Below are 23,577 nucleotides of genomic sequence, written 5' to 3'. Positions count from 1 at the left end.
AAACGGTCCTCAGGGACGCTGCGTCCAAACAGTCTCCTGCGAACTCTTCCGAGCCGCCGCGACGCCGCCATTTGGCTGCAGAGCGAGCTTGCTCCTGTCGTGCTACCGAAGTTGGAAGCCTGGCGCAGCATTCGCATCCGTGCCGCCGAGCTTGGGCGCCAGCTGTCGCAGATGCACGTCAAAGCCAAGCATGCCGCATACTCATGTCGATCCCCGGAGTCGGCGCCATGACCACAGGCGGCGGTCCCGGGCACCGTATGAGTGCAATAGCTATGGCAACCTGACGTCTTTTGCAATTGGGGGCGCAACAAATGCCGCCCACTGAAGCTTTGGTGTGAATGACTGCAGTTATTGGGACTGTCGCTCCCCTCCTATCGACCGAAACGCCTCGATTCCGAGGTGCATTCTCGAACAGCCATTCTCCGTGCGAAAGAAGACCTTCCTTCTACCGTTGGGGCCCGCATCGGAAGCTGATCGTCGCAGTATACAGCCGGGTGCGAGACGGTACGTGCACCGCCAGACCAGCTACTTTAGACACTTCTAATGAGTCTGCGCTACTTAATTGCGCTCCAGTAGCTATAGCCTGACATTGTATTACTCATTTCGATAGTAGATTGCGTCCAATGATCGATTAGATTAGCCGGTTATGGCTGCTATCACAAAGAGATGCGAGAGCGACATCAATCGGAACTCGTGCATTTGCTGCTAGTCCAAGAGATGTAAAAGGGAGGCACGAATTGGCTTAAGCCAAGAAGATTCCGGCTTGCGAGCCGGGTATTTTGCTGGCATGCTTGCTGGTTTCTGAGTGGTGCACTGTGGCAATTGTTCAAAGAAGGGGGCATAAAGATGGCCAAGGAATCTTCGAATACCGCTTCTTCAGCAAATAAAGCGGACGCAAATCTGATAAGTAATGCAGACGGAAGCGGGCTGACCTTCATGGCGGGCCAGGCTCGCGAGAGCGGGGCCCCCGGCGACGCTGTAGGTGTCGACAAGATACGTGATCTGCTGTTCGGCAACCAGATGCAGGACTATGACCGCCGCTTTTCCAAGCTTGAAGAACGGGTCTTGCAGCGCTTCAAGGATGTCGAATCCGAGGCCAAGCGCAATCTTGAAATGTACGAGTCAAATGCGAAGAAGCAGGTCGACTCGCTTGCGGCGCAATTGCGGAACGAAAAAGACGCGCGAGCCGACGCCGATAAGGAGATTGACCGGAATCTTCGCGAGCAAAATCAGGCGCTCGAAAAGCAGGTGCGCGCGTTGTCGGATCAGTTGAGCGAGCTTGAGCGGGAAGTTGCGGACCGGATAAATCGAAACGATCATTTGCTGCGTGAGGAAATCAAGCAAAAGAATGAAAGCATTCAGATGCTGATGGAGAAAATGTTTTCCGATCTTGGCAATGTCAAGACCGACCGAAATCTTTTGGCTGGCCTGTTTGTCGAGGTTGCAAAATGTCTAAATCAGGATCCCGTCGGCAGCAAGAACAACTCGGAGCGTACCTGGAAAGTGAGTTGATCGGAACTTGACGTCGACTGTCGACCCAATCAGCCTCCCTCAAAGAGCAGCTTCGAACGATACAGAGATTGATCGCGAGGCTCTGGCTCGCCTTTTGATCGAAATTGCCCGGAACGTTGATCCGGACTATCGTGCGCGTCTCGACGGAATCCCAACCACCGACCCTCGCATGGAAACGCTGCGCCAGTTGCTGGTCGGCCGCGAAATTTCGGAGCTTTCACGAGTTACGCACCTGCTCGACGAACCCGAGCAGCTTGCGGCTGCAGTGGGGAGCGTTCTCCCCCGTGCAGCCGCACGTGCGCCTCATGCGCAACTCGGAGAGGCCCTTGCGCCAGCTGTCGAGAGGGCCGTGCAACGGTCCATCCAGAAGAGCCCGCGTACGCTGACGGATATATTGTACCCGGTGTTTCTGCCGGCTATTCGCAAGTCGATCGGCGAAAAGATCGACCAGACCTTTCAATCGCTGAATGAAACTTTAAGACATATATTTACCTGGCATGGGCTCAAGTGGAGACTTGAAGCTTGGAGGACAGGAGCAAGCTTCTCAGAAGTTGTTCTTAAGCATTCTCTTGTCTATCGTGTGGAACATGTGTTTCTCATCAACCGCAATTCCGGGCTTTTGATAGCGCATGTAACTGCCGATAATGCAACTAGCGAAGACCCTCAACTCATTTCTTCTATGCTTAGTGCAATTCAAGATTTTGTAAAAGACTCATTTAACGAGAAAGAACAGAGTGGCCTGGACACTATTCGTTTCGGAGAGCTTCGTCTCTGGTCGGAAGTTGGACCGTTTGCGACCTTGGTTGCGGTGATCCGGGGAAATCCGCCGGAGGAATTACATGAAATAATTCGCGATGTATTGCTTCGCATCCATGATGAATGCTCACAGGCTCTAGAGCAGTTTGACGGCGACAGTTCGCAGTTGGCCGGCGTAGAGACGCAGTTGCAGACCTGCGTTGAACTGAAGCAGGAGGAATCAAACCAGGGATTTCCGTGGCTGGTAGTCGCTGCAGTCCTGCTGGTTTTGATTCCGGCAGGCGGTTGGTTCTTTCTTTCTTGGCAATCCGGGCAGCGCTGGCAGGCCTATGTGTCGCGACTGGGGACCCAGCCGGGCATCATCGTTGCCGAACAAAAGGTGCGCGATGGCCAATTCTATATTGCCGGCCTGAGAGACCCGCTTGCCGCCGACCCGCAGGCTCTGTTGGCCGGAACGCAGGTCGATCCCGCCCGCGTTCATTCGCAGTGGCAATTCTATCAGAGTCTTGATCCGGAGTTCGTGTTGAAGCGGCTAACGGCGTCGCTGGTTCCGCCGGATTCAGTACGACTTTCGATCGTCAATGATCGCATCGTTGCCGAGGGTGAGGCTCCCGACACCTGGATAGATCGGGCGCGCGCAGCGGCCCAACAACTTTCGGCAGGCGGACCGGAATTCGATATCTCCAGGGTTCGTGATGTGAGCCCCGAAGCACGCGCGGCGGAGCGCTGGCAGGCCTATGTGTCGCGACTGGAGGCCCAACCGGGAATCATCGTCGCCCAACAAACGGCGAGGGGCGGACATTTCTATATTTCCGGCCTGAGAGACCCGGAGGCCGCCGACCCGAAGGCTCTGCTGTCCGGAACAGGGGTCGATCCTGCTCGCGTTCATTCACAGTGGCAATTCTATCAGAGCCTTGATCCGAAGTTCGTCCTGAAGCGGCTGGTGGTGTCGCTGACCCCGCCGAAATCGGTTCGGCTTTCGATCGTCAATGATCGCATCGTTGCCGAGGGTGAGGCTCCCGACACCTGGATAGATCTCGCACGCGCAGCGGCCCGACAGCTTTCGGCAGGCGGACCGGAATTCGACATCTCCAAGGTTCGTGATGTGAGCCCCGAAGCACGCGCGGCGGAGCACTGGCAGACTTATGTGTCGCGACTGGAGGCCCAAGCGGGAATCATCGTCGCCCAACAAACGGCGAGGGGCGGACATTTCTATATTTCCGGCCTGAGAGACCCGCAGGCCGCCGACCCGAAGGCTCTGCTGTCCGGAACAGGGGTCGATCCTGCTCGCGTTCATTCACAGTGGCAATTCTATCAAAGCCTTGATCCGAAGTTCGTGGTGAAGCGGCTGATGGCGTCGCTGACTCCGCCGGATTCAGTACGGCTTTCGATCATCAAGGATCGCATCGTTGCCCAGGGTGAAGCTCCTGCCGCCTGGATAGATCGGGCGCGGGTCGCCGCCCAACAGCTGTCCGCGGACGGACTCTCTCTAGAAATCTCCGAGCTGCGTGAGTTGACCCCTCCGCAACTCACTCATTTGAGGGAGGCTATTCAAGCGGTCGACATTTTGTTCGATTCTGGCAAGGCTGTACCGGGACCAGAGCAACTGCCGGTTCTCGACAAATTGGCGAATCAGTTGAAGGAATTGGCCAAGGCCGCCCGCAAGGCAGGCGTAACAGCACAGTTCATGTTGACCGGCCATTCGGACGAGACGGGCCGTGAAACGGCCAAGTTGTCGATCAGCGCCGCGCGCGCGGAAACAGTTCGTGCGCTTCTCAAGAAGCGCGGCGTCGATCCGGAGTTGCTCTTGGTTCGCGGCGCGGGCACCTTTGAGCCAGCGGAGATTGAAAATAGCCGAACCGGGAACTCCGCCAACCGCAGAGTTTCGGTTACGGTAAACTTCCACTAGGCGGAGCCCAGGATATTGCAAAAGAAGATCTGCATGTTGGGCGGGTTCGCTGTCGGAAAGACCAGTCTGGTTCGCAGGTTTGTGCAAAGCATCTTTTCAGAAACCTACTTGACCACGGTGGGAGTGAAAATCGACAAGAAGAGCGTCGCATTCCCGGACAAAACCGTGGATCTGATTTTGTGGGATTTGGCCGGCGAAGACGATATCGGCTCATTCCGCGTCAGCTATGTGCGAGGTGCGAGTGGGCTCGTGCTTGTCGTCGATGGAACACGCGCTGCTACTCTTGCCGTGGCGCTCACGTTGCGCGAGCGGGCCGAGGCTGAATTCGGCGCTATGCCGTTTGTATTGCTGTTCAACAAATCCGATCTGGCCGATCGGTGGGCAATATCGGATAGTGAAATTGACGAACTGAGGCAACTTGGATGGCAAGTCTATCTAACAAGTGCGCTTTCGGGTGAGCATGTTGATGATGCGTTTCGTCAACTTGCTTCGATGGTCAGCAAATAAACCATGCACGTCTTGCCAAGAGAAGTTAAAAGCTGGATTTACGATTTCTTCTACAACGAGCGCTCGGTCGCATATCTGAAAATCGACGCCCAGCTTTGCATAGCTGCGAAGGGCGGTAACGTTAAACATTACGGACTCTCGTCAGTTCGCATAGGTAAGCCTGTTGCCGAGCAGCTTGAATTCATGGAAGGTTTGTTGCCCTGCCCGGAGCTTCCATATGATATGGCCATGGTCGAACTTCCCAGCGGGCGTGTCGCGGACCTCCATCTTTTTGCTGACAATGCCTGCGTGTGGCTGCTCTTTCTTGACGCCACTGCCGAACGCGACAATAGGCAGCGACTTCAACAGAAGGCTTATGAAATGACGCTCCTGCAAGAGAGGGAGCGTCAACTCAACGAGAAATTACAATCGATGAACGAGGCGTTGAGGGCGAGCCAAGAGGGATTGTCGCGTGAATACCAGCGCGCCGAAGCCCTGCTCCTCAACATTCTTCCGGCGTCTATCGCGGAGCGGCTAAAAGCGCACGAAGAAATTGCAGACAACTACGCAGAGGTGAGTGTGCTTTTTGCCGACATCGTCGGTTTTACGGAACGAGCGCGGAACGTCGGAGCCGTGACGACGCTCGCTATTTTAAATTACTTCTTCAAAGCGGCGGATCTGCTCTCGGAGCGATACGGCTGCGAAAAGATCAAGACAATCGGCGATTGTGTGATGGTGGTCGCTGGCCTGCCCGCCGCGCGATCCGATCATGCGGAAGCCCTTGCGCACTATGCGCTTGAACTGCGGAAGGCGGTTAAGCTCGAACGCTTCGCAGGAGAACCGATAAGACTCAGAATTGGAATTCACTCAGGACCAATCGTGGCGGGCGTCATAGGCAAAAGGCGGTTTGCCTATGACCTATGGGGCGACACCGTTAATCTCGCCGCACGTATCCAAACGTCCGCGGAGCCCGATGAAATCCGTATTTCGGATGCAACTCATCAACTGCTTGGACCAAATTTTGCTTGCGACCCGCTCGAGGAAACGGAATTGCGTGGTACAGGTCGTGTGCGAATGTGGCGGCTCCCGGCCTGATTTGCCGCATGGCAGTGCCGACCCGGAAGCGCATTGCATCTCAAGCAACATCATGGTTTCGAATGTCCGCAGCGGTGCGCGAAGCAGTTGACCACCGAGCGACCGCCAAAGGTCTGTCCTGGTCAACTCAGGAAATCAGTTCCTGAGATTTAACGTCGATGCCCAGTTCATAGAACGGCCGGAGGCCTGGGCCGAGGTCGGAATGCCCTGCCCCCGCGGCTAAATAAACACCGCCAAGTACCCGGCGCAACGGTCTGGCTCGGAACGATGACGTCTTGCACCGCAACATCGGTTTCTTCAAGGTAGGGCAACAACGGACATAGATGTCGTTGCTCGCCGATCTGACCGGAAGGTTAACAGCACGATGCCACTCATGACTCGACGATTGGGAGCCAGGAACCTGGCGCGCCCGGCACGGCGTCTCGGAGACCTGACTGCGATGTTTGCCCTGATTGCCAGGCCGCTCGTCTTTGGGATCGCCCTTTTGTTGGCTGGTCAGGCGCAGGCGCAGGCGCCGGCGACCGTCCCGCCTGAAAGGGTCAAACAGTTGTTCGAGCTTCTCGACGATCCGTCAGTGAAGGCCTGGGTGGCCGAACAGCGAAATCAGGACGCCGGGTCAACGGGAGCGCCCGCCGAGAGAGGGGCTTCGCCGACCGACGCATCGTCCGGCGCCGTGGCCGCACCAGGCCAGATGAATACGATGGCATCCTCGACGCTCGATGGGATCAGGCATCATATCGAAAGAATCGTGCGAACTTTGCCCTTGCTGCCAGGCCAGTTCGCGCGCGTTCGGGCAGAGACGATGGAGGATATGTCCAGCAAGGGGCCTGCCGGCGTATTTGTGCTGATTGCAATGTTCATCGCTGCCGGCCTGGCACTCACTTGGGCAACGTTCAAGCTCACCCGTCCATTTCGTCTTTGGATTATCGCGCAACCGAAGGATACGCCCGTTGGGCGAGCCAAGAAGATTGGTGGCCGCCTGCTTTATTCCAGCATGCTGATAGTCTCTTTCGCACTGGGCAGCGCCGGCGCGTTCATGTTGTTCGACTGGCCGATGCTTATCCGCGAGATTGTACTGACATTTCTGATGGCGGCAGTCGTTACATGGGGTGTGCGCATGTACGTCATGGCGATGCTCGTCCCTTCCTTCATGAACGTCGAGAACGCCGTCGAGGTTCGTGCTTTGCCGATCACCAACGAAGCGGCTGACCATTGGTCCTATTGGCTACCCCGGATCGTCGGCGTCTTCGCCTTCTTCGGCGCCGCGTTTATCCTCTTGCCAGGTCTCGGCATCGATCAGGACGGAATGATGGTCCTGTCACTGGGCGCCGATTTCGTGCTGCTGTTGCTCCTGCTGCTCGCCATTTGGCGTCGGCCAAGAACGCAGCGAGACGGTGCGCGCCACATCGGTCACACGGAAGCGACATGGCTATTGACTGCTTATTTCGTCGTCCTGTTCCTGCAGCGTATCGCCGGCCTTTATACATACTTCTGGTTCACCTTCGCCGCATTCTTCCTGCCTTTGGCAATCGTGGTGACGCAGCGCGGGGTTAATTTCGTTCTGCGGCCAGGTTCGGAAGATGTCGGCCGGCCCACGATCCCGGCGGTGACGATCGCTGTCATCGATCGCGGAATCCGAATGATTTTCATCCTGGCGGCGGCTTACCTTCTCGCACGTGTCTGGGGTCTGGACATGCAATCCATGCGGGACAGCGATACGACGACGACGTTCATATTGCGCGGCTTGATCAATGTCGTGGTCATTGCCCTCGCCGCCGACTTCGGCTGGTCGATCATCAAAGCTTTGATCGAACGAAAGCTGGGCATCGAAACACCGCACCCTGTGATCAGCGACGAGGACGTCCCGATCCTCGATCCGCAGCAGGCACGGCTGCACACGCTCTTGCCGATCCTCCAGAATATTCTGCTCGCATCGATCATCGTGATGGCGGTGCTTATGATGCTCGCCTCGCTGGGTATCCAGATCGGCCCATTGATCGCCGGCGCTGGCGTCGTCGGCGTCGCCGTGGGCTTTGGGGCACAAACCATTGTCAAGGACGTCATTTCAGGCGTGTTTTTTCTGCTCGATGATGCGTTCCGTGTTGGCGAATACATTTCATCGGGCAATTACAAGGGTACTGTGGAAAGCTTTTCGCTGCGCTCGGTGAAGCTGCGCCACCATCGTGGTCCGCTGTTCACGATACCTTTCGGTGAACTCGGGGCAGTCCAGAACCAGAGCCGTGACTGGGTTATCGACAAATTCAACATTACCGTTGGTTATGACACCGATATCGACTTCGCTCGCAAGCTGATCAAGCGGATCGGCCTCGAACTGGCGGAAGATCCCGAGTTCAAACACTGGGTGCTCGACCCGATCAAGATGCAGGGCGTACAGGAGTTCGGCGAATACGGCATCGTATTGAGGGTCAAGGCCACAACCAAGCCGGGAGGCGCCTTCGGTATGAAACGCAAATTCTATGTACGCCTCCGCCAGGTCTTCAAGGAGCAGGGCATCGAACTCCCATTTCCGACCGTCCAGGTCCAGGGGCTACAGAACCAACATGGGGCAGAGAATGCACCGTTGGAGATCACGCCCGAGTTGAAAATGGCCGTCGCGCAGTCGCACACTATTCGGCGCAGAAAAAAAGCTAGCACAACGGAATAGAAAAGCTGCGACACCTGCTGGTCACAGCGCGGCTTTCCGCGCATCGCTCATGGCAGGCAGGGACACTCTTTTCGCCACGTAAGCAAAAGGCGCCCCGAAAGGCGCCTCTTAATCGCTTGATTCCCCTCAAGGAAACTGGAGCGGGTGAAGCGATTCGAACGCTCGACCCCAACCTTGGCAAGGTTGTGCTCTACCCCTGAGCTACACCCGCTCGCGCGGCTTTTGGGCCGCAAGCCGCGCCTATATGGCTGAAGAGCGCGGCGATTGCAACAGGGAATTCGCAGGCTTTTTGCTTCGTCGGCAATGCGGACAAGCCTCCTGCGAGACGTCGCAAGGCAATCGCCCCGCGTTGCGCGACGGGCTTGTCTTGGCAGCATCATTGGCCGTAAACGGCGTTAGCCGAACAAGCCGTTGAAAGCGACCATCAGAAGAAAGACCGATGCCGAAGACCGAAGCCGAACTTTTCGCCTTTCTCGCCGGACTCGGGATCGAGGTATCGACGCGGCGGCATCCGCCGCTGTTCACGGTCGCCGATTCGCAGGCGCTGCGCGGCGAGATCGCCGGCGGCCACACCAAGAACCTGTTCCTCAAGGACAAGAAGGACAATTTCTTCCTGGTCAGCGTCGACGAGGAGGCGGTGGTCGATCTCAAGCAGATCCACCATCTGATCGGCGCTGCCGGGCGCGTGTCTTTCGGCCGGCCGGAGATGCTGATGGAGCTTCTCGGCGTCGTCCCGGGCGCGGTCACGATGTTCGGGCTGATCAACGACACCGAGCGAAGGGTCAAGGTCGTTTTGGACCAGGAGCTGATGAGCCATGCGGTGGTCAATGCCCACCCGCTGACCAATGAAGCGACGACTTCCATCGCTGCCGCGGACCTGGTCAAATTCGTCGAGGCAACCGGACATGATGCTGTTATCTTGAAAGTCTCGGCATGATCGCCACATGGGTGACTGAAACCGGGTTCTAAAGAAGGATTTTGCGCCCGTCCCTTGGCCGGCGGCGCGACCGAAAGGCGACAAGATGAGCGATAGCAACCCCTTTGGCGGCCCATTTGGCAGCAATGGCGGCCGGTATGCCACCACCGTGCAATATGGCGGCACCGATGCCGCGCGTGAGAAGGTCGCGCTTGCGGAGGCGCCGGCCGACGTCATCAAGGACACAACGACCGCTGGATTTGCCGCCGACGTGATCCAGGAATCGCGTCACCAGCCGGTGCTGGTCGATTTCTGGGCGCCGTGGTGCGGCCCTTGCAAGCAATTGACGCCGCTGCTGGAGAAGGCGGTGAAAGCCGCCGGTGGCAAGGTCAAGCTGGTCAAGATGAATATCGACGACCATCCATCGATCGCCGGCCAGCTTGGCATCCAGTCGATACCGGCGGTCATTGCCTTCAAGGACGGCCAGCCGGTCGACGGCTTCATGGGCGCCATTCCCGAGAGCCAGATCACGCAATTCATCCAGAAGGTCGGCGGCAAGAACGGCGGTGCGCCGCAAGTTGCCGAGGCGCTGGCCGCGGCCGCCGAAGCGCGCGACGCCGGGGACGTGCAGACGGCGGCCGACATTTACGATGCCATCCTGGAACAGGCGCCGGAGACGATCGAGGCGATCGCTGGCTTGGGCGATCTGCTGTTCGAGGCCGGCGATGCCGAAGGTGCCGAGGCGGTGCTGGCGCGGGCGCCGGAAGCAAAGAAGGATGCGCCCCAGCTCGCCGCGCTGCGGGCCAAGATGGCGCTCGCCGCGCAAGCAGCAGTGCTCGGCAATCCGGCGGAACTGGAACGGCGGCTGGCCGAAAATCCCGGGGATCACCAGGCACGGTTCGAGCTTGCCATGATCCAGAACGCCAAGGGTGATCGCATGGCGGCGGCCGACAATCTGCTGGCGATCATCAAGGCCGACCGCTCGTGGAACGACGACGGCGCCAGAACCCAGTTGCTGCAGCTCTTCGAGGCATGGGGCATGACCGACGAAGCAACGCTGTCGGCACGGCGCAAACTGTCGTCGCTGCTGTTTTCCTGAGCCGGCGCAGACTGTTTTGTCGCGCGGGCTTGCGGTGGGCCGCGGCTGCGCCAGATTAGGTTTTCGGACGGCGTTCGATTTCAGGTTTCCGGTGTTGCGCCTTGTGCCGGCCGGGAGGAGACGGATTTGGTGCGCTTCCTGACAAAGCGATCGGAGGATTGAGGTGCAGGCGGGAAACGCGCATTACCGGCTCGCTGCGGACTTACCGTCGACCATGCCGATCTTTCCGCTTGAGGGCGCATTGCTGCTGCCGGGAGGCCGCATGCCGCTCAACATCTTCGAGCCGCGCTATCTGCAGATGGTCGACGAGGCGATCGCCGGGCCGCGGCTGATCGGCATGATCCAGCCCAGCCTTGACGGTGCGCTGCGTCCCGACGGCGAGCCGGAGCTCTGCAATGTCGGCTGCGCCGGGCGCATCATTGCGCTGTCCGAGAGCGGCGACGGCCGTTACCTGATTTCGCTGCAGGGCGTGTGCCGGTTCCGTATTGTCCAGGAGCTCACGGTCAAAACACCGTTCCGGCAGTGCCGGTTGGCACCCTTTCTCGCCGATCTCGACGAGGAGCAGGCAGACGCCGAGATCGACCGGCCGGCGCTGCTCAAAGCGTTTCGCGCCTATCTGCAGGCTAACGATCTGGAGGCCGACTGGGAAAGCGTCAGCCGCGCCGAAAACGCCATGCTGGTCAACGCACTGTCGATGATGGCGCCCTACGGGCCGGCCGAGAAACAGGCGCTGCTCGAAGCGGCCGATCTGAAGACACGCGCCGAGACCCTGATCGCCATCACCGAAATGGCGCTGGCGCGCGACAATGAGGATTTCGGTTCGAGTTTGCAGTAGGTTCTTGCCTTCTCCCCTTGTGGGAGAAGGTGGATCGGCGCGCAGCGCCGAGACGGTTGAGGGGTACTGGACGGAGTGCCGTCGGTGCCAAGCTGGAACACCCCTCATCCGACCGAGCTTCGCTCGGCCACCTTCTCCCACAAGGGGAGAAGGAAGTTCGCGCTCGAAACCTTAACCCGATTTGCCCAGATAAGGACAAACCAAATGGCGGATGGACGTGACGGGAACAGGACTGTCGACCCCAAGCTGCTGGAACTCTTGGCCTGCCCGCTGACCAAGGGGCCGCTTGCCTGGGATCCGGAGCGCGGCGAGCTTATCTCGCGGGTGGCAAAGCTTGCCTATCCGGTGCGGGACGGCATTCCGATCATGCTGCCATCGGAAGCGCGTGTCATCACCATAGATGATGCCATGCCACCGCCGCCGCGCCTGGGTGGAACGCCCTGAGCGCTGCGGTTCAGAGCCGCTCCGTCGCGATCTTTCGCGCCTCTATTGAAAATTGCGCCCTTTGGGCATGACCTTCTCTGCCTTTCCCAGTAGTTCCGTTTGCGCGATGCTGCCAGGCTGAGCCTCGTCTGCACTGCTCGACAGTCTGTCCGCAGGCCTTGCCTGCTCAAGCAGCACCGACAGCCACGGCGTCAGATCCTCGACCTTCTCGGCGACGATATGGATGACGTCCGATTCCGATTGCAACTTGCCGGTGACGCGGATGAGACGCGCGCCCATGACGATGGGGCGGAAGCGGTCAAAAGTCCTTTCCCAGAAAATAATGTTGGCGACCGCATTCTCGTCTTCCAGCGTCAGGAAAATCGCCTTGCCATTGCCCGGCCGCTGCCGCACCAGCACGAGGCCGGCGACCGAAACGCGCCGGCCGTCCCGCACCTGGCCGAGCCGCACATTGGGCGTGACGCCGGAACGATCCAGCCTTTGACGCAGGAAGGCGACCGGGTGCGCCTTCAGCGACAGGCCAAGCGAGCGGTAGTCGTGGACGACGTGCTCGCCGAGCGGCATTGTCGGGAGCCTGGTTGCAGGCTCCAGATCGCGCAAGCGGATCGCCGGCTGGTCGAACAGCGGCAGCTTTTCGGCGGCACTCTTGCCGTCGAGCGCGCGGACCGCCCATAGAGCGTCGCGACGGTTCAATCCAAGCGACCGGAAAGCGTCGGCCTGCGCCAGTTTTTCGATCTCGTCGACGTTGAGGCCCGAGCGCAGCCAGACGTCGCGTACGGATGCATAGCCGGCGCCGCGCCTCGACACAAACGCTTCCATGCGCTCCTTCGACAGGCCCTTGACCTGGCGAAAGCCGAGCCGGACGGCATGGCTGGTCCGGATGACGCCGCGCATCTGGGCATGGCGGTCAAGGATACGATCCGGATCGAAAGGCGATTTCTCCAAGGCGCAATCCCAGCCGGAAAAATTGACGTCGACCTCGCGGATCTCGACGCCGTGGTCATGCGCGTCGCGGACAAGCTGGGCCGGCTGGTAAAACCCCATCGGCTGGGAATTCAGGATCGCGGCGCAGAACACGTCGGGATAGAAGGTCTTGAACCAGCAGGAGGCATAGACCAGCAGGGCGAAGGAGGCGGCGTGGCTCTCGGGAAAGCCGTATTCGCCAAAACCCTCGATCTGCTTGAAGCAGCGCTCGGCGAAGTCTTTTTCGTAGCCCTTGGCGACCATGCCGTCGACCATTCTCTTGCGGTAATTGCCGATCGTGCCGGTGCGCTTGAATGTCGCCATGGCGCGGCGCAGTTCATCGGCCTCGCCCGGCCTGAAGCCGCCAGCAACGATGGCGATCTTCATCGCCTGCTCCTGGAACAGCGGCACGCCCAGCGTCCTGCCGAGTATTTTTTCCAGTTCCGGCTTGGGATATTCGGGTTTTTCCTTGCCTTGCCGGCGGCGCAGATAAGGGTGGACCATGTCGCCTTGGATCGGGCCGGGCCGCACGATCGCCACCTCGATGACGAGGTCGTAAAAGCTTTTCGGCCGCAGCCGCGGCAGCATCGACATCTGCGCGCGCGATTCGATCTGGAAGACGCCGATCGTGTCGGCACGGCAGATCATGTCGTAGACATGCTTGTCCTCGGCAGGCAGAGTGGCCAGCACATAGGGCAGGCCGTACTCGTCCCGCGCCTGCGGATAATGATCCTGGAGCAGGGTGAAAGCGCGCTGCAGACAGGTCAGCATGCCGAGCGCCAGCACGTCCACTTTAAGGATTTTCACCGCGTCGAGATCGTCCTTGTCCCACTCGACCATCTTGCGCTCGTCCATCGCCGTCTTGACGATGGGCACGATCTCGTCGAGCCGGTCCCGGGTGATGACGAAACCGCCGACATGCTGCGACAAATGACGAGGAAAGCCCATGATCTCGTTGGCGCATTCGATCACATGCCTTGTCGATGGATCGGTCTGATCGAGGCCGCCGGCCTTTGTCTCCTTTTCGCCGAGCTCCGAGGTCGACCAGCCCCAGATCGAACTGGACAGCGCGCCCCGGACGTCGTCCGACAGGCCCATCGCCTTGGCCACTTCGCGCATCGCCGAGCGGCCCCGGTAGCTGACGACGGCGGCGGCCAGCGCGGTGCGCTTGGTGCTGTATTTGGAATAGATGTACTGGATGACCTCCTCGCGCTTTTCATGCTCGAAATCGACGTCGATGTCGGGCGGCTCGTTTCTTTCCTCGGAAATGAAGCGTTCGAAAAGCGTTTCGATCTTGTCCGGGCCGACTTCGGTGATGCCAATGCAGAAGCAGATGATCGAGTTGGCGGCAGAGCCGCGCCCCTGGCAGAGAATGTTCTGGCTGCGGGCGAATTTGACGATGTCGTGGACAGTCAGGAAATAGCGCGCGTAGTTCAGGCGCTCGATCAGAGCGAGCTCCTCCTCGATGCGCTGCGTCACAAAAGCGGGCACGCCCGAGGGGTAGCGGATGGCGGCTCCCTCCTTGGCCAGCCTTTCCAGTTCGGCCTGCGGCCCAAGACCCGATTCCGTCGGCTCGTCGGGATAGTTGTATTGCAGGTCACTGAGCGAGAAGGTCAGCTCGCCGGCAAAACGCAGCGTTTCCGCCAGCGCTTGCGGATGCCTGCGGAAAAGCCGTGCCATCTCCAGCGGCGGCTTTAAGTGACGCTCGGCATTGGCCGCCAGCTCCAGGCCCACCTCGGCGACGGGCACATTGAGGCGGATCGCCGTCAGCACGTCCTGCAGCGGGCGCCGTTCCGACGTATGGTAGAGAACATCGTTGGTCGCCATCAACGGGATGCCGGCCAGCTCCGCCATCGCCGCCGCCTGCTCGATACGGAAGCGGTCGTTGCCGCGGTAATCCGGCGAAACCGCAAGCCGCAGGTTTTCACCGAAACGATCCGTGAGCCGGCTAAGGAGTGCGAGGCTGGTTTCCGCGTCCGCCGACACATCCGGCAGTATGGCGAGCGACAGGAGATCGCCCCATTCGAGAAGATCGCTCTGTTTGAGGAGCGTCGCCCCTTTTTCGTTCTCGTCACGCAGATTGGCCTGCGTCAGCATGCGGCAGAGATGCCCCCAGCCCTTGCGATCCTGCGGGTAGGCGAGGATGTCCGGCGTGCCGTCGCAAAAAACCAGGCGGCAGCCGGGATGATAGGAAGCACCCTCCACCTTGGCCTGCTGCCAGGCGCGCACCACGCCCGCCACCGTGTTGCGGTCGGCGAGACCGATCGCCGAAAACCCCAGGAATTTTGCCGCGACCACCAGCTCCTCCGGTTTCGAGGCACCGCGCAGAAACGAGAAGTTCGACTGGATGCCGAATTCGGCATAGGGGTTGGCCGTCAGCGCATTCATGCGAAGATCCCATGCATGAACCAGCGCGGCGAGGGCTGCGAGGCGCTGTAAAGGCCCTGGCGATAGAGCCAGTAACGGCGGCCGTCGGCATCCTCGATGCGGAAATAATCCCGGGTCGGGGCATCTTCTCGTCCCGCCGCCCCTCGCCACCATTCCGGCGCGATGCGCTCCGGCCCTTCGGCGCGCGCGACCCGATAGAGCGCGCGCCGCCAGCGGAAGTTCAAAGGCGGGCCTTCCGGCATTTCGGTGGCCGGCACCTCGATCGGCTCGGGCGAACGGAAAAGCCGGATCGGCCGTTCCGGCTGGAAGACGGTCGAGGGAGCGTCCTTCGCCTTGTCCGGCTGCTTCGGCGGCGAGCTTCTCTGCGGCGCCTCCGTGAAGGGAAGGGTGGCGACGGCGCGCTCCGGCAAATGGCTCTCGACGGCGACCGGCTTCAAGACCGCGCCTTCGCCGAGCCGGGCGCGAATGCGGTCGGCAAAAAGCGCGATATCGGCACCGTCGTCGCTCGTCTCGCCGGCAAGGTCGGCCTGCTGCATGTCGAAGGCGGCGGCGGTCAGCACCGAAAGGCGCACGAGATCGAAGCCATAGCCGGCGTCGATATCCTGTTCGAGCGCGGCAAGCCTTTCGTGGAACAATTTCTGGATCAGCCGCGGCTCGCGCAGAGGCCGCGAGGTGCCGACGGCGATGCGGCTGACGCCGCCATCGACGCGGAAAAGCAGCAGCGCCAGCCGCCTTGCGCCCTCGCCGCGACGCTCGAGGTCGCTCTTCAAGGTGGTCGCCAGCATGCCGGTCAGCCGCTCGATGTCCTCGGTCAGCATGATCGGCTCGGCAAGGTGACGCTCGACCGAAAGCGGTGCCACCGGCAGGCGCGGCGACACGGCCTCCTCGAGGCGGCCAAGCGCCTGGTCGAGACGCAAGAGCAGCGATGCGCCGAAGCGGCGGGCCAGCGGCGCGCGCGGTGCCGCCATGACGGCGCCCGCCGTGCGCAGGCCGACGCTTTCGAGGCTGGCGCGTACCTCCGGGTCGATGCGCAGCGCCGCCAGCGGCAAGGGCGCGAGAAGCGCTTCCTCCTCACCATCGGGCACGATGCGGTCGCCAGCAAACCGCGCCGCCGCCCAGGCAGCACCAGGCGTGGCGGCAAGCCCGGCGCGGACATCGAAGCCCTGATGGAAAAAACGCGACAGGATATCGTCCAGCATCGAGCGTTCGCCGCCGAAAAGATGGGTGCAGCCGGTGACGTCGAGATAGAGGCCGTCGGTCCCGTCAAGCGCCACCAGCGGGGTATAGCGGTCGCACCAGTCGGCGAGGCCTTCGAGCAGGCGCCGGTCGGCCTCCGGATCGGCCTCCACGATGTCGATCGAGGGATGCATGGCGCGTGCGTCGGCTATGCCCATGCCGCGCTTCAGATTAAGCGCCTCGGCCCGCTCGTCGAGGGCGGCGATGCGCTGGGCGTTCCGGTCGCGGTGACTGATCACCAGCGGCAGGTGATCCGACGGCCGGGAACGCCAGGACCGCCCCAGACGCTGCCGCAGGATCCTCTCGGCGGCGAGATGCGGAAACCACAGGGATAGGAGTCTTTGGCCGTTCTGGGGCCCATTCCTGAGACCTTCCTTGCTCGCCCCGTCTTTCTTCGAATATGCGTTCATCGGGGTTCCACTCCAGTGTGAATTTTCCGGGCAAGGCCGTGCAGCTCTTGCCGATGGCGACGGTGAAGGCGGGCCGGCCGATCGAGCCGGCGAGCGGCCCGGCAAGCGTCTTACGCGTTGCCGCCGGTGCCGCCGACAGGATGAGGCGGACGGGCGCTGCCGTCGGTTCGGGCTCGCCGGCCTGGCGCAGCAGGAACAGCGGCCGGCCCGCACTCTGCGCGCGGGCGTGCAGCCGCCGCGTCGCGGTGAGGTCAAGCCGCTGCGGGCTGCCGCGGATTTCGAGGATGACGGCGGCCAGCGCCGTCATCCGGGCAGCCTCCTCGGCGATCCACAGCGCATCGAGCAGCCTTGGCGCCTCGGAAAACAGCAATTGCTCCGGCTCGATGCCGAAGAAGGCGTGAAGCCCCCTGGCATAGGGAAAGCCGGCCTCGCGGAAAACCTCTGATGTGCCGATCCACAGCACCGGCAATCGCGGCCCCTGGCTTAGGATCAGGCTGACGAGCGACAAGGCAAAACCGGCAACGGCCCCGGCATCGCGGGTCGCGGCGCCATGAAACTCGCTCACCGCCGCCTTCGGCAGGCCGCCGCTCAGCGCAGCATCGAGGCGCTCGGCGCCGGTGCGCAAAAACGCATCGGGCGGCGCCACGGCAAGGCCGCGCCGGACAATGGTCAGATTCCGAGCGGGTGTCGGATGCCGAGAGGGTGTCAGACTCTGACGAGGGACATCCGCGTCAAACGACGAACTGGCCGGCGCCTCCAGGCGCTCGGGCAAGGTCCCTTCGATCTTCGCGATCTGGCGGCGCAGGGCAAAAACAGTCTCCCGCGCCACGGCGCTTGTCGCCATGACGGTCAGCTTCCACTCACAATTGTTCCTGCTATGTTCCCTAGGATTCCAGAGGCCGCCCGAAGAGTCAAGCGGAGTCATGGGGAATTTATTCCTGTAGTGGGGGCATGACACGGGCACTCCAGCCCGACCATTTGCCGAGTCCGGCCTGAAAGCCTATATGCCGGGATCAAAGGACAAAGCATGGCTCGCATCTACCAAACACGCATCTGGCACGACCAGCTTTCGCCAACGATGGAGGAAATCGAGCTCCTGGCGCTGGAGGCCTATGCCCATCTGCCGGAGGACTTTCGCAAGCTGACCGGCGAGATCGTCATTCAGATCGCCGAATTCCCGACCGACGAGATCATGGACGACCTTTCGCTGGAAACGCCCTTCGACCTGCTCGGCCTGTTCGAGGGGCGCGGCATCGCCGAGCGCTGGAATCCGCAGACCGGCGAGGGGCCGAACCGCATCACGCTCTATCGTCGCGCCATCCTCGACTACTGGGCCGAGAACGAGGAAACGCTGGGCGACATCGTCACCCATGTGCTGATCCACGAGATCGGCCACCATTTCGGCCTGTCGGACGACGATATGGAGAAGATCGAAGAGGCAGCGGAGTAGGATGTGCTGATATTCAGGTGATGCCGGCCTGCGAACGGCGGCTTCCCGCACTTCCGGTGTTAACGTCCCCAAAAGTACGCTCCGCTCCGGTTCTCGGAAACCACCCAGTCTGGTCGCTTCGCGCCCGTCTTCGACTCCGGCGCGGCCTGACCTGAATCTCAACACACCCTGCTTCGGCGCTTTTGCAAAGCCTACCAATCGCTGAGCTTGGTGTCGGGGCCGTATTCCTGGCCCTCGATGTCCTTCACCACGGCCTGGCCGCAGCGCATGGTCTTGGCCTCCTTGTCATAGGCATAGGTCGGCGAGCCGAACAGGTGCCAGCCCTTGTTCAGCGCCGCCGTCACCTTGTGGCAGAAGCTGGCATCGTCCGGGCCGGACAGAAAGCGGTAGAGTTTCATTCTTCAATCCTGTCGTCAGTTACGTTAGTCATGCGCGAACAGCGGCGGCCTTCGCCAGCAGTTTTTCGGCCTGCGCCAGATGCAGCCGCTCGACCATCTTGCCGTTCAGCGCAACTACCGCCCTACCGGTATTTTCGGCGAACGCGAAGGCATCCTTGACCGCGCGCGCCTCGGCTATTGCTTCGGGCGACGGTGCAAAGGCGCGGTTCGCGGCTTCGATCTGAGCTGGGTGGATCAGCGACTTGCCGTCAAAACCCATGGCGGCCGCTTCCGTGCACTCGCGCGCAAACCCGTCCATATCGCGAAAATCATTGAAGACGCCATCGAGCAGGTCGAGGCCGCCGGCACGCGCCGCGAGCACCATTTGCATCAGCCATGGCACGAGATAGCGCCGATCGGGCGTGGCGAGAATGCCGGTGTCCTTGATCAGGTCGTTCGTTCCGGCAACGAAACAAACCAGGCGAGAGGCTGGGTCGCGGCCGAGCTCGGCGATCGGCCCGATATTGAGCAGCGCCTTGGGCGTCTCGATCATCGCCCACAGCTTGACCTCGTCCGCGATAAAATTGTCGTCGAGCACGTCGCCGGCCTCGAGGATGTCGCGCGGCGTGTCGACCTTGGGCAGCAGGATGGCGTCGGGCGTGCATTTTGCCGCGGCCGGCAGATCGTCGGCGCCCCATTCGCTCGACAGCGCATTGATGCGCACCACCATCTCGCAGCGCCGGTTGGAATGGCCGGCGAAAATCGCCGCCAGCTTTTCGCGCGCGGAAGGCTTGTCGGCCGGGGCGACGGCGTCCTCGAGATCGATGACGACGGTATCGCAGGCCAGCGATTGGATCTTGGCCAGCGCCTTGTCGTTCGAAGCCGGGACGTAAAGCACCGAGCGGCGCGGGCGGTAGCTTTCGGTGGTCATCTCCGATCTATGCCGTCTGCAGCCGGCCGAGGCAAGCCGTGCATAAAAACTGCGCGCAATTTCGGAAAATCTCCTCGTCTCCGCCCCGCTTGCCACCCGACCGGATGCGACAAGGGCGGCATGCAAGAGCGAACGAACTCCCGTTGGTCCCTGCCATACCGGCTTCGCCGCGAAAGCTGGTGGCTCGTCGATCCGCCCCGGACTTCGGTAAACCTCCTCCCTTTCGTCCGGAAATCCCCGCCCACCGGCCGCATCAAAGCCGCCGAGAAAGCCCGATCATGATAGTATTCCTCTCGGCGGCGCCGAGCTATTGCAACCGCTTCGGCGTTGCCGTCCTGCTCGTCGCGCTGGCCGATTTTTTCTTCTATGGCCAACCGGCGGGCATCACGCTTTTCCTGTTCGGCGTTGCGATTGCAGCGGCGAGCATGGCTCTCCATCCTCTCGGCGCCTTCAAGGATGGCAGGTTCTGGTTCAAGCCGGTTGCGCTGTTTATGGCGCTGCTGCCGCTTGTGGAAAATGTCAGCGCACTGTCCGTCTCCATCGCGCTGGCGGCGACGGCCATCTTCGCGCTTTCACTGGCCGGACGGTTGCGGCGCGGCCTTGCCCGTATTGCCGGCCAACTCTCGCTGTTCCTGCTTGCAACGCCATTTCGGCTCGTCCTTGATTTCTTCCGCTGGCGCATGGCGGCGCGGCGGCTTGGCCGGCGGCGCGTGCGCCTTGCGGCGATCGCCGTCTGGGTCATGCCGCTGGGCCTCGGCGCAGTGTTCCTCGCGCTGTTCGGCGCCGCCAATCCGGTCATCGAATATTGGTTCTCGCTGATCGACCTGATGGCACTGCTCGACCTCGTCCAGCTGCCACGTCTCGCCTTCTGGCTGTTCGTGCTTGCCTGCGTCTGGGCCTTTCTGCGGCCGCGCCTGCCGCGCTTTCTCCGCCGCCGCAGGGTGTCGCCAGCCAGCGCACCGGCGACGCCGGCCACCAGGACCACCATCGAGGACATCGTCTTCGGCAAGGCCGCTATCCTCCGCGCGCTCGTCGTCTTCAACATCCTGTTCGCGGTGCAGAGCGCACTCGACGCCACCTATCTGTGGGGCGGCATCGCGCTTCCCGACGGGCTGACCTATGCCGCCTACGCGCATCGCGGCGCGTATCCGCTGATCGTCACGGCGCTGCTGGCCGCCGGCTTCGTGCTGGCGGCGCTGCGGCCGGGAAGTGCGACCTCCGGCGATCCGCTCATCCGCCGGCTGGTTTATGCCTGGGTGGCGCAGAACATCCTCCTGGTGATCTCGTCGATCCTGCGGCTCGATCTCTATATCGGTATCTATGCGCTGACCTATTGGCGTGTCGCTGCGTTCGTCTGGATGGGGCTGGTGGCGGCGGGCCTTGTCCTGATCATAGCCCGCATCGCGCGCGAAAAGTCCAACGAATGGCTGCTTTCCGCCAATCTTCTGACGCTATCGGCGACGCTCTATGCCTGCTCGTTCATCAACTTTGCCGCGCTGATCGCCAACTACAATGTCGACCATTGCTTCGAAATGACCGGCCAAGGCACCCAGCTCGACGTCTGGTACCTGCGCTCGCTCGGGCCCGGCGCCTTGCCGGCGCTCGATCGCTTCGTCCAGCACCAGAGCAGGACGGTTTCCGCAGAGGATGCCTCCATCCGCGAACTCGCCGGCTGGTATGCACAGGACGAAGCACGCTTCCGCGCCGGCCAGGAAAACTGGCGGGGCTGGAGCTTTCGTGACTGGCGGCTCAACCGCGCCCTCGACAGGCGTGGCCCGTTCGTGGTTCCTCCGATGTCCGAACCCTTCATGCCGGGCCGCTGATTTGATGCCGCACCACATACTGGTCGCCGACGACGACCCGCACATTCGCGAAATCATCTGCTTCGCGCTGGAAAAGGCCGGCATGAAAACGCTGGCGGTGCCGGACGGCGCGGCTGCCTTGCAGGCGATAGAGCGCCATGAGCCCGATCTCGTCGTGCTCGACATCGGCATGCCGGAAATGGACGGGCTGGAAGTGTGCCGGCGGCTGCGCCACACATCCGACCTGCCGGTGCTGTTCCTGTCCGCGCGGGATGAAGAGATCGACCGCGTCCTCGGGCTGGAGATGGGCGGCGATGATTATGTCACCAAGCCGTTCAGCCCGCGCGAGCTGGTCGCCCGCGTCAACGTCATTCTGCGCCGCGCCCGGCCCACGCCGGAACAAGCCGACGACCGGCAATTCTCGCATGGCAGACTGTTGCTGGTTCCGGCAAGCCATACAGCCAGCTTCGACGGCAAGCCGCTGGCGCTGACGTCGATCGAATTCGCGATCCTGAAAGGCTTTTTGGCGCGGCCGGCGCATGTGCTTGGCCGCGACATGGTGATGGCCAACGCCTATGCGGCCAATATCCATGTCGCAGACCGCACCGTCGACAGCCATATCCGCAATATCCGCGCCAAGCTGGCGGCCGTCGGCTGCGTCGATGCGATCGAGACGGTGCACGGCGTCGGTTTTCGGCTGGGCGGATGCGGCGCGTGAGCGCCCAAGAACTGATTGGCAGCAAATGGCGGCCTCGCCTCGCCACGGTCGTCATCGCCATCCTGATCATGGTGATGGCGCTGCCGCTGGCTGGCCTGTTTTTCTTCCGGCTCTACGAGAACCAGCTGATCAGGCAGACCGAGGCCGAGCTGATCGCCCAAGGCGCCGCCCTTGGCGCGATCTATGCGCAAGAGGTTCGTGAGGCCGGCCTTGCCCCGGAAAAGCTCGGCGCACCCGTGCCTTCACCCAACACCAGCGATCGGGCTTCTCCCTACCAGCCAATCGAACCGCGCCTCGATCTTGCGTCCGACAGGATCCTGCCGACCCGGCCCGCGGCCACCGCGGCCATCGCCGATCCCGCCTTCGCTGCAATCGGCGCACGCCTGTCGGGCATTCTTGCCGAGACGCAGAAGACCACGCTCGCCGGTTTCCGGCTGCTCGATCCCAGAGGCGTGGTCATCGCCGGCCGTGAGGAGGCCGGCCTGTCGCTCGCGGCTGTCGACGAGGTTCGCGCAGCGCTTGCCGCCCGCTACGCCAGCGCGCTCAGGCTGCGGGTTCCCGACCAGCCGTCGCCGCCGCTCTATTCGGTCAGCCGCGGCACCAAGGTTCGCGTCTTCGTGGCCATGCCGGTTGCGGTCTCCGGCAAGGTCGCCGGCGTCGTCTATCTGTCGCGGACGCCGAACAACATCGTCAAGCATCTCTATGGCGAGCGCGGCAAGGTGGCGCTGGCGGCAATCGCCATCCTCGGCGGCGCGCTGCTGATCGGGCTGGTCTTCCTGCGCGCCGTCAGCCGTCCGATCTATGCGCTGATGGAACGCACGAAACGCATCGCCGCCGGCGACCGCGCGGCGATCAGGCCGCTCGATCACCACGGCACGCGCGAAATGGGTGAACTCTCTGCTGCTTTCCTCGACATGGCCGAAAAGCTGCACGCACGCTCCGACGGCATCCAGACCTTTGCCACCCACGTCTCGCACGAGCTCAAATCGCCGCTGACGGCGATCCAGGGGGCCGCCGAACTGCTGCGCGATTCGGGCAGCGCGATGGACGAGGCCGAGCGGCGGCGGTTTTCGGACAATATCGTCACCGATGCCGGCCGGCTCAACCTTCTGGTGCGCCGCCTGCTCGACCTGGCGCGCGCCGAAAATCTCGAGCCGAGCGGCGAAAGCACGTCGCTCGGTGCGGCACTGGCGCTGCTGCCGGCCGACGACAGGCTGGCGGTGCGCGTCGAGGCGGGCACCGAGATCGGGCTGCGCATATCGGCCGAAAACGCTGCGATCGTGCTGGCCAATCTCATCGACAATTCGGCGCGGCACGGCGCGACGCTGGTATCGGTCACAGCCGCAAAAGCGGACGGCAAGGCCACCATCGTGGTCGCTGACGACGGCGCCGGCGTTTCGCCCAGCAACCGAGGCCGCATCTTCGAGCCGTTCTTCACCACGCGCCGCGATTCCGGCGGCACCGGCATGGGCCTCGGCATCGTGCTGGCCCTCCTGAAAGCGCATGATGGCACGATCCGGCTGGTTGACTCGGCGAGCGGCACGCGCTTCGAAATCATCCTGCCGGCGGCGTGACTCGGCGGTTC

Annotated in this window: 18 protein-coding genes, 1 tRNA gene and 1 pseudogene; 14 read left to right on the top strand and 6 right to left on the bottom strand. The window is 61.8% G+C overall.

The genetic code is table 11. The annotated features are described in order from the left end of the window. Nucleotides 1-87: 87 nt before the first annotated feature. The 6 genes and pseudogenes from NKJ28_RS16605 to NKJ28_RS16580 all read left to right on the top strand — a co-directional run. Nucleotides 88-233, top strand: a pseudogene (locus NKJ28_RS16605) (IS110 family transposase); the annotation flags it as partial. A gap of 613 nt (nt 234-846) precedes the next feature. Then, nucleotides 847-1,512: a DUF3450 domain-containing protein gene (locus NKJ28_RS16600; RefSeq protein WP_031211579.1), complete on the top strand. Its 666-nt coding sequence runs from the start codon at nt 847-849 to the stop codon at nt 1,510-1,512. A gap of 169 nt (nt 1,513-1,681) precedes the next feature. Continuing rightward, complete coding sequence (locus NKJ28_RS16595) at nt 1,682-4,177, top strand: OmpA family protein (protein WP_352636479.1); 2,496 nt, start codon at nt 1,682-1,684, stop codon at nt 4,175-4,177. A gap of 15 nt (nt 4,178-4,192) precedes the next feature. Then, nucleotides 4,193-4,684, top strand: a complete 492-nt coding sequence (locus tag NKJ28_RS16590) for a Rab family GTPase (RefSeq protein ID WP_245274668.1) — start codon at nt 4,193-4,195, stop codon at nt 4,682-4,684. Between the two features lie 3 nt (nt 4,685-4,687). After that, nucleotides 4,688-5,758: an adenylate/guanylate cyclase domain-containing protein gene (locus NKJ28_RS16585; protein WP_352636478.1), complete on the top strand. Its 1,071-nt coding sequence runs from the start codon at nt 4,688-4,690 to the stop codon at nt 5,756-5,758. A 439-nt stretch (nt 5,759-6,197) separates the two neighbouring features. Then, the gene (locus NKJ28_RS16580) at nt 6,198-8,423 is read left to right on the top strand and encodes a mechanosensitive ion channel family protein (protein WP_023675982.1); all 2,226 of its coding nucleotides are present in this window, start codon (nt 6,198-6,200) and stop codon (nt 8,421-8,423) included. Nucleotides 8,424-8,559: 136 nt separating this feature from the next. Here the strand turns inward: NKJ28_RS16580 and NKJ28_RS16575 are convergent. After that, nucleotides 8,560-8,634 (bottom strand) — tRNA-Gly (locus tag NKJ28_RS16575). A 228-nt stretch (nt 8,635-8,862) separates the two neighbouring features. Between NKJ28_RS16575 and NKJ28_RS16570 the strand changes: the two genes are divergently transcribed. From NKJ28_RS16570 to NKJ28_RS16555, 4 genes are all read left to right on the top strand, one after another. Next, nucleotides 8,863-9,360 carry a prolyl-tRNA synthetase associated domain-containing protein gene (locus tag NKJ28_RS16570; protein ID WP_352636477.1) on the top strand — a complete coding sequence of 166 codons (498 nt, stop codon included), beginning with the start codon at nt 8,863-8,865 and terminating at the stop codon, nt 9,358-9,360. A gap of 85 nt (nt 9,361-9,445) precedes the next feature. After that, nucleotides 9,446-10,438 carry a thioredoxin gene (trxA, locus tag NKJ28_RS16565; RefSeq protein WP_352458335.1) on the top strand — a complete coding sequence of 331 codons (993 nt, stop codon included), beginning with the start codon at nt 9,446-9,448 and terminating at the stop codon, nt 10,436-10,438. A gap of 163 nt (nt 10,439-10,601) precedes the next feature. Further along, entirely contained in the window at nt 10,602-11,273 is a 672-nt protein-coding gene (locus NKJ28_RS16560) for an LON peptidase substrate-binding domain-containing protein (RefSeq protein ID WP_023675985.1), read from the top strand. A 204-nt stretch (nt 11,274-11,477) separates the two neighbouring features. Further along, on the top strand, nt 11,478-11,717 hold the full coding sequence (locus tag NKJ28_RS16555) for a Trm112 family protein (RefSeq protein WP_023675986.1): 240 nt from the start codon (nt 11,478-11,480) through the stop codon (nt 11,715-11,717). A 42-nt stretch (nt 11,718-11,759) separates the two neighbouring features. Here NKJ28_RS16555 and NKJ28_RS16550 read toward each other — a convergent pair whose 3' ends face one another. From NKJ28_RS16550 to NKJ28_RS16540, 3 genes are read right to left on the bottom strand one after another with little or no spacing between them, the layout of a single operon-like run. After that, nucleotides 11,760-15,068 carry an error-prone DNA polymerase gene (locus tag NKJ28_RS16550; protein WP_352636476.1) on the bottom strand — a complete coding sequence of 1,103 codons (3,309 nt, stop codon included), beginning with the start codon at nt 15,066-15,068 and terminating at the stop codon, nt 11,760-11,762. Next, on the bottom strand, nt 15,065-16,543 hold the full coding sequence (locus NKJ28_RS16545; RefSeq protein ID WP_352636475.1) for a DUF6504 family protein: 1,479 nt from the start codon (nt 16,541-16,543) through the stop codon (nt 15,065-15,067). Before NKJ28_RS16545 ends, NKJ28_RS16550 begins: the two co-directional genes overlap by 4 nt. Beyond that, nucleotides 16,476-17,558, bottom strand: coding sequence for an ImuA family protein (locus tag NKJ28_RS16540; RefSeq protein ID WP_352636474.1), 1,083 nt, complete (start codon nt 17,556-17,558; stop codon nt 16,476-16,478). Before NKJ28_RS16540 ends, NKJ28_RS16545 begins: the two co-directional genes overlap by 68 nt. A 183-nt stretch (nt 17,559-17,741) precedes the next feature. Between NKJ28_RS16540 and NKJ28_RS16535 the strand changes: the two genes are divergently transcribed. Beyond that, complete coding sequence (locus NKJ28_RS16535; protein WP_023680515.1) at nt 17,742-18,164, top strand: metallopeptidase family protein; 423 nt, start codon at nt 17,742-17,744, stop codon at nt 18,162-18,164. Nucleotides 18,165-18,355: 191 nt separating this feature from the next. On the opposite strand, the gene NKJ28_RS16530 is transcribed toward NKJ28_RS16535, so the two are convergent. Further along, a complete protein-coding gene (locus NKJ28_RS16530) occupies nt 18,356-18,562 on the bottom strand; it encodes a DUF1737 domain-containing protein (protein ID WP_352458330.1) in 207 nt (68 codons plus the stop codon). Between the two features lie 28 nt (nt 18,563-18,590). After that, nucleotides 18,591-19,472, bottom strand: a complete 882-nt coding sequence (locus NKJ28_RS16525; RefSeq protein ID WP_352636473.1) for an HpcH/HpaI aldolase/citrate lyase family protein — start codon at nt 19,470-19,472, stop codon at nt 18,591-18,593. A gap of 278 nt (nt 19,473-19,750) precedes the next feature. On the opposite strand from NKJ28_RS16525, the gene NKJ28_RS16520 reads away from it, so the two are divergent. Genes NKJ28_RS16520 through NKJ28_RS16510 form a run of 3 tightly spaced genes read left to right on the top strand, consistent with a single transcriptional unit; the run spans nt 19,751 to nt 23,566 of the window. Then, nucleotides 19,751-21,295, top strand: coding sequence for a DUF4153 domain-containing protein (locus NKJ28_RS16520; protein ID WP_352577309.1), 1,545 nt, complete (start codon nt 19,751-19,753; stop codon nt 21,293-21,295). Between the two features lie 4 nt (nt 21,296-21,299). Beyond that, entirely contained in the window at nt 21,300-21,992 is a 693-nt protein-coding gene (locus NKJ28_RS16515) for a response regulator transcription factor (protein ID WP_352636472.1), read from the top strand. Then, a complete protein-coding gene (locus NKJ28_RS16510) occupies nt 21,980-23,566 on the top strand; it encodes an ATP-binding protein (RefSeq protein ID WP_352636471.1) in 1,587 nt (528 codons plus the stop codon). Before NKJ28_RS16515 ends, NKJ28_RS16510 begins: the two co-directional genes overlap by 13 nt. Nucleotides 23,567-23,577: the final 11 nt, after the last annotated feature.

This window comes from Mesorhizobium sp. M0145 (assembly GCF_040322355.1).
In the GTDB taxonomy this organism is placed as follows: Bacteria; Pseudomonadota; Alphaproteobacteria; order Rhizobiales; family Rhizobiaceae; genus Mesorhizobium.
The sequence above is the reverse complement of the archived record's forward strand: the minus strand, read 5'-3'. Positions and strand labels throughout refer to the sequence as shown.

Coding starts and splice junctions, on each gene's coding strand:
- NKJ28_RS16600 (WP_031211579.1), top strand. CDS start 847: ATGGCCAAGGAATCTTCGAATACCGCTTCTTCAGCAAATAAAGCGGAC.
- NKJ28_RS16595 (WP_352636479.1), top strand. CDS start 1,682: ATGGAAACGCTGCGCCAGTTGCTGGTCGGCCGCGAAATTTCGGAGCTT.
- NKJ28_RS16585 (WP_352636478.1), top strand. CDS start 4,688: ATGCACGTCTTGCCAAGAGAAGTTAAAAGCTGGATTTACGATTTCTTC.
- NKJ28_RS16580 (WP_023675982.1), top strand. CDS start 6,198: ATGTTTGCCCTGATTGCCAGGCCGCTCGTCTTTGGGATCGCCCTTTTG.
- NKJ28_RS16570 (WP_352636477.1), top strand. CDS start 8,863: ATGCCGAAGACCGAAGCCGAACTTTTCGCCTTTCTCGCCGGACTCGGG.
- trxA (WP_352458335.1), top strand. CDS start 9,446: ATGAGCGATAGCAACCCCTTTGGCGGCCCATTTGGCAGCAATGGCGGC.
- NKJ28_RS16555 (WP_023675986.1), top strand. CDS start 11,478: ATGGCGGATGGACGTGACGGGAACAGGACTGTCGACCCCAAGCTGCTG.
- NKJ28_RS16550 (WP_352636476.1), bottom strand. CDS start 15,068: ATGAATGCGCTGACGGCCAACCCCTATGCCGAATTCGGCATCCAGTCG.
- NKJ28_RS16540 (WP_352636474.1), bottom strand. CDS start 17,558: ATGGCGACAAGCGCCGTGGCGCGGGAGACTGTTTTTGCCCTGCGCCGC.
- NKJ28_RS16535 (WP_023680515.1), top strand. CDS start 17,742: ATGGCTCGCATCTACCAAACACGCATCTGGCACGACCAGCTTTCGCCA.
- NKJ28_RS16530 (WP_352458330.1), bottom strand. CDS start 18,562: ATGAAACTCTACCGCTTTCTGTCCGGCCCGGACGATGCCAGCTTCTGC.
- NKJ28_RS16525 (WP_352636473.1), bottom strand. CDS start 19,472: ATGACCACCGAAAGCTACCGCCCGCGCCGCTCGGTGCTTTACGTCCCG.
- NKJ28_RS16520 (WP_352577309.1), top strand. CDS start 19,751: ATGATAGTATTCCTCTCGGCGGCGCCGAGCTATTGCAACCGCTTCGGC.
- NKJ28_RS16515 (WP_352636472.1), top strand. CDS start 21,300: ATGCCGCACCACATACTGGTCGCCGACGACGACCCGCACATTCGCGAA.
- NKJ28_RS16510 (WP_352636471.1), top strand. CDS start 21,980: ATGCGGCGCGTGAGCGCCCAAGAACTGATTGGCAGCAAATGGCGGCCT.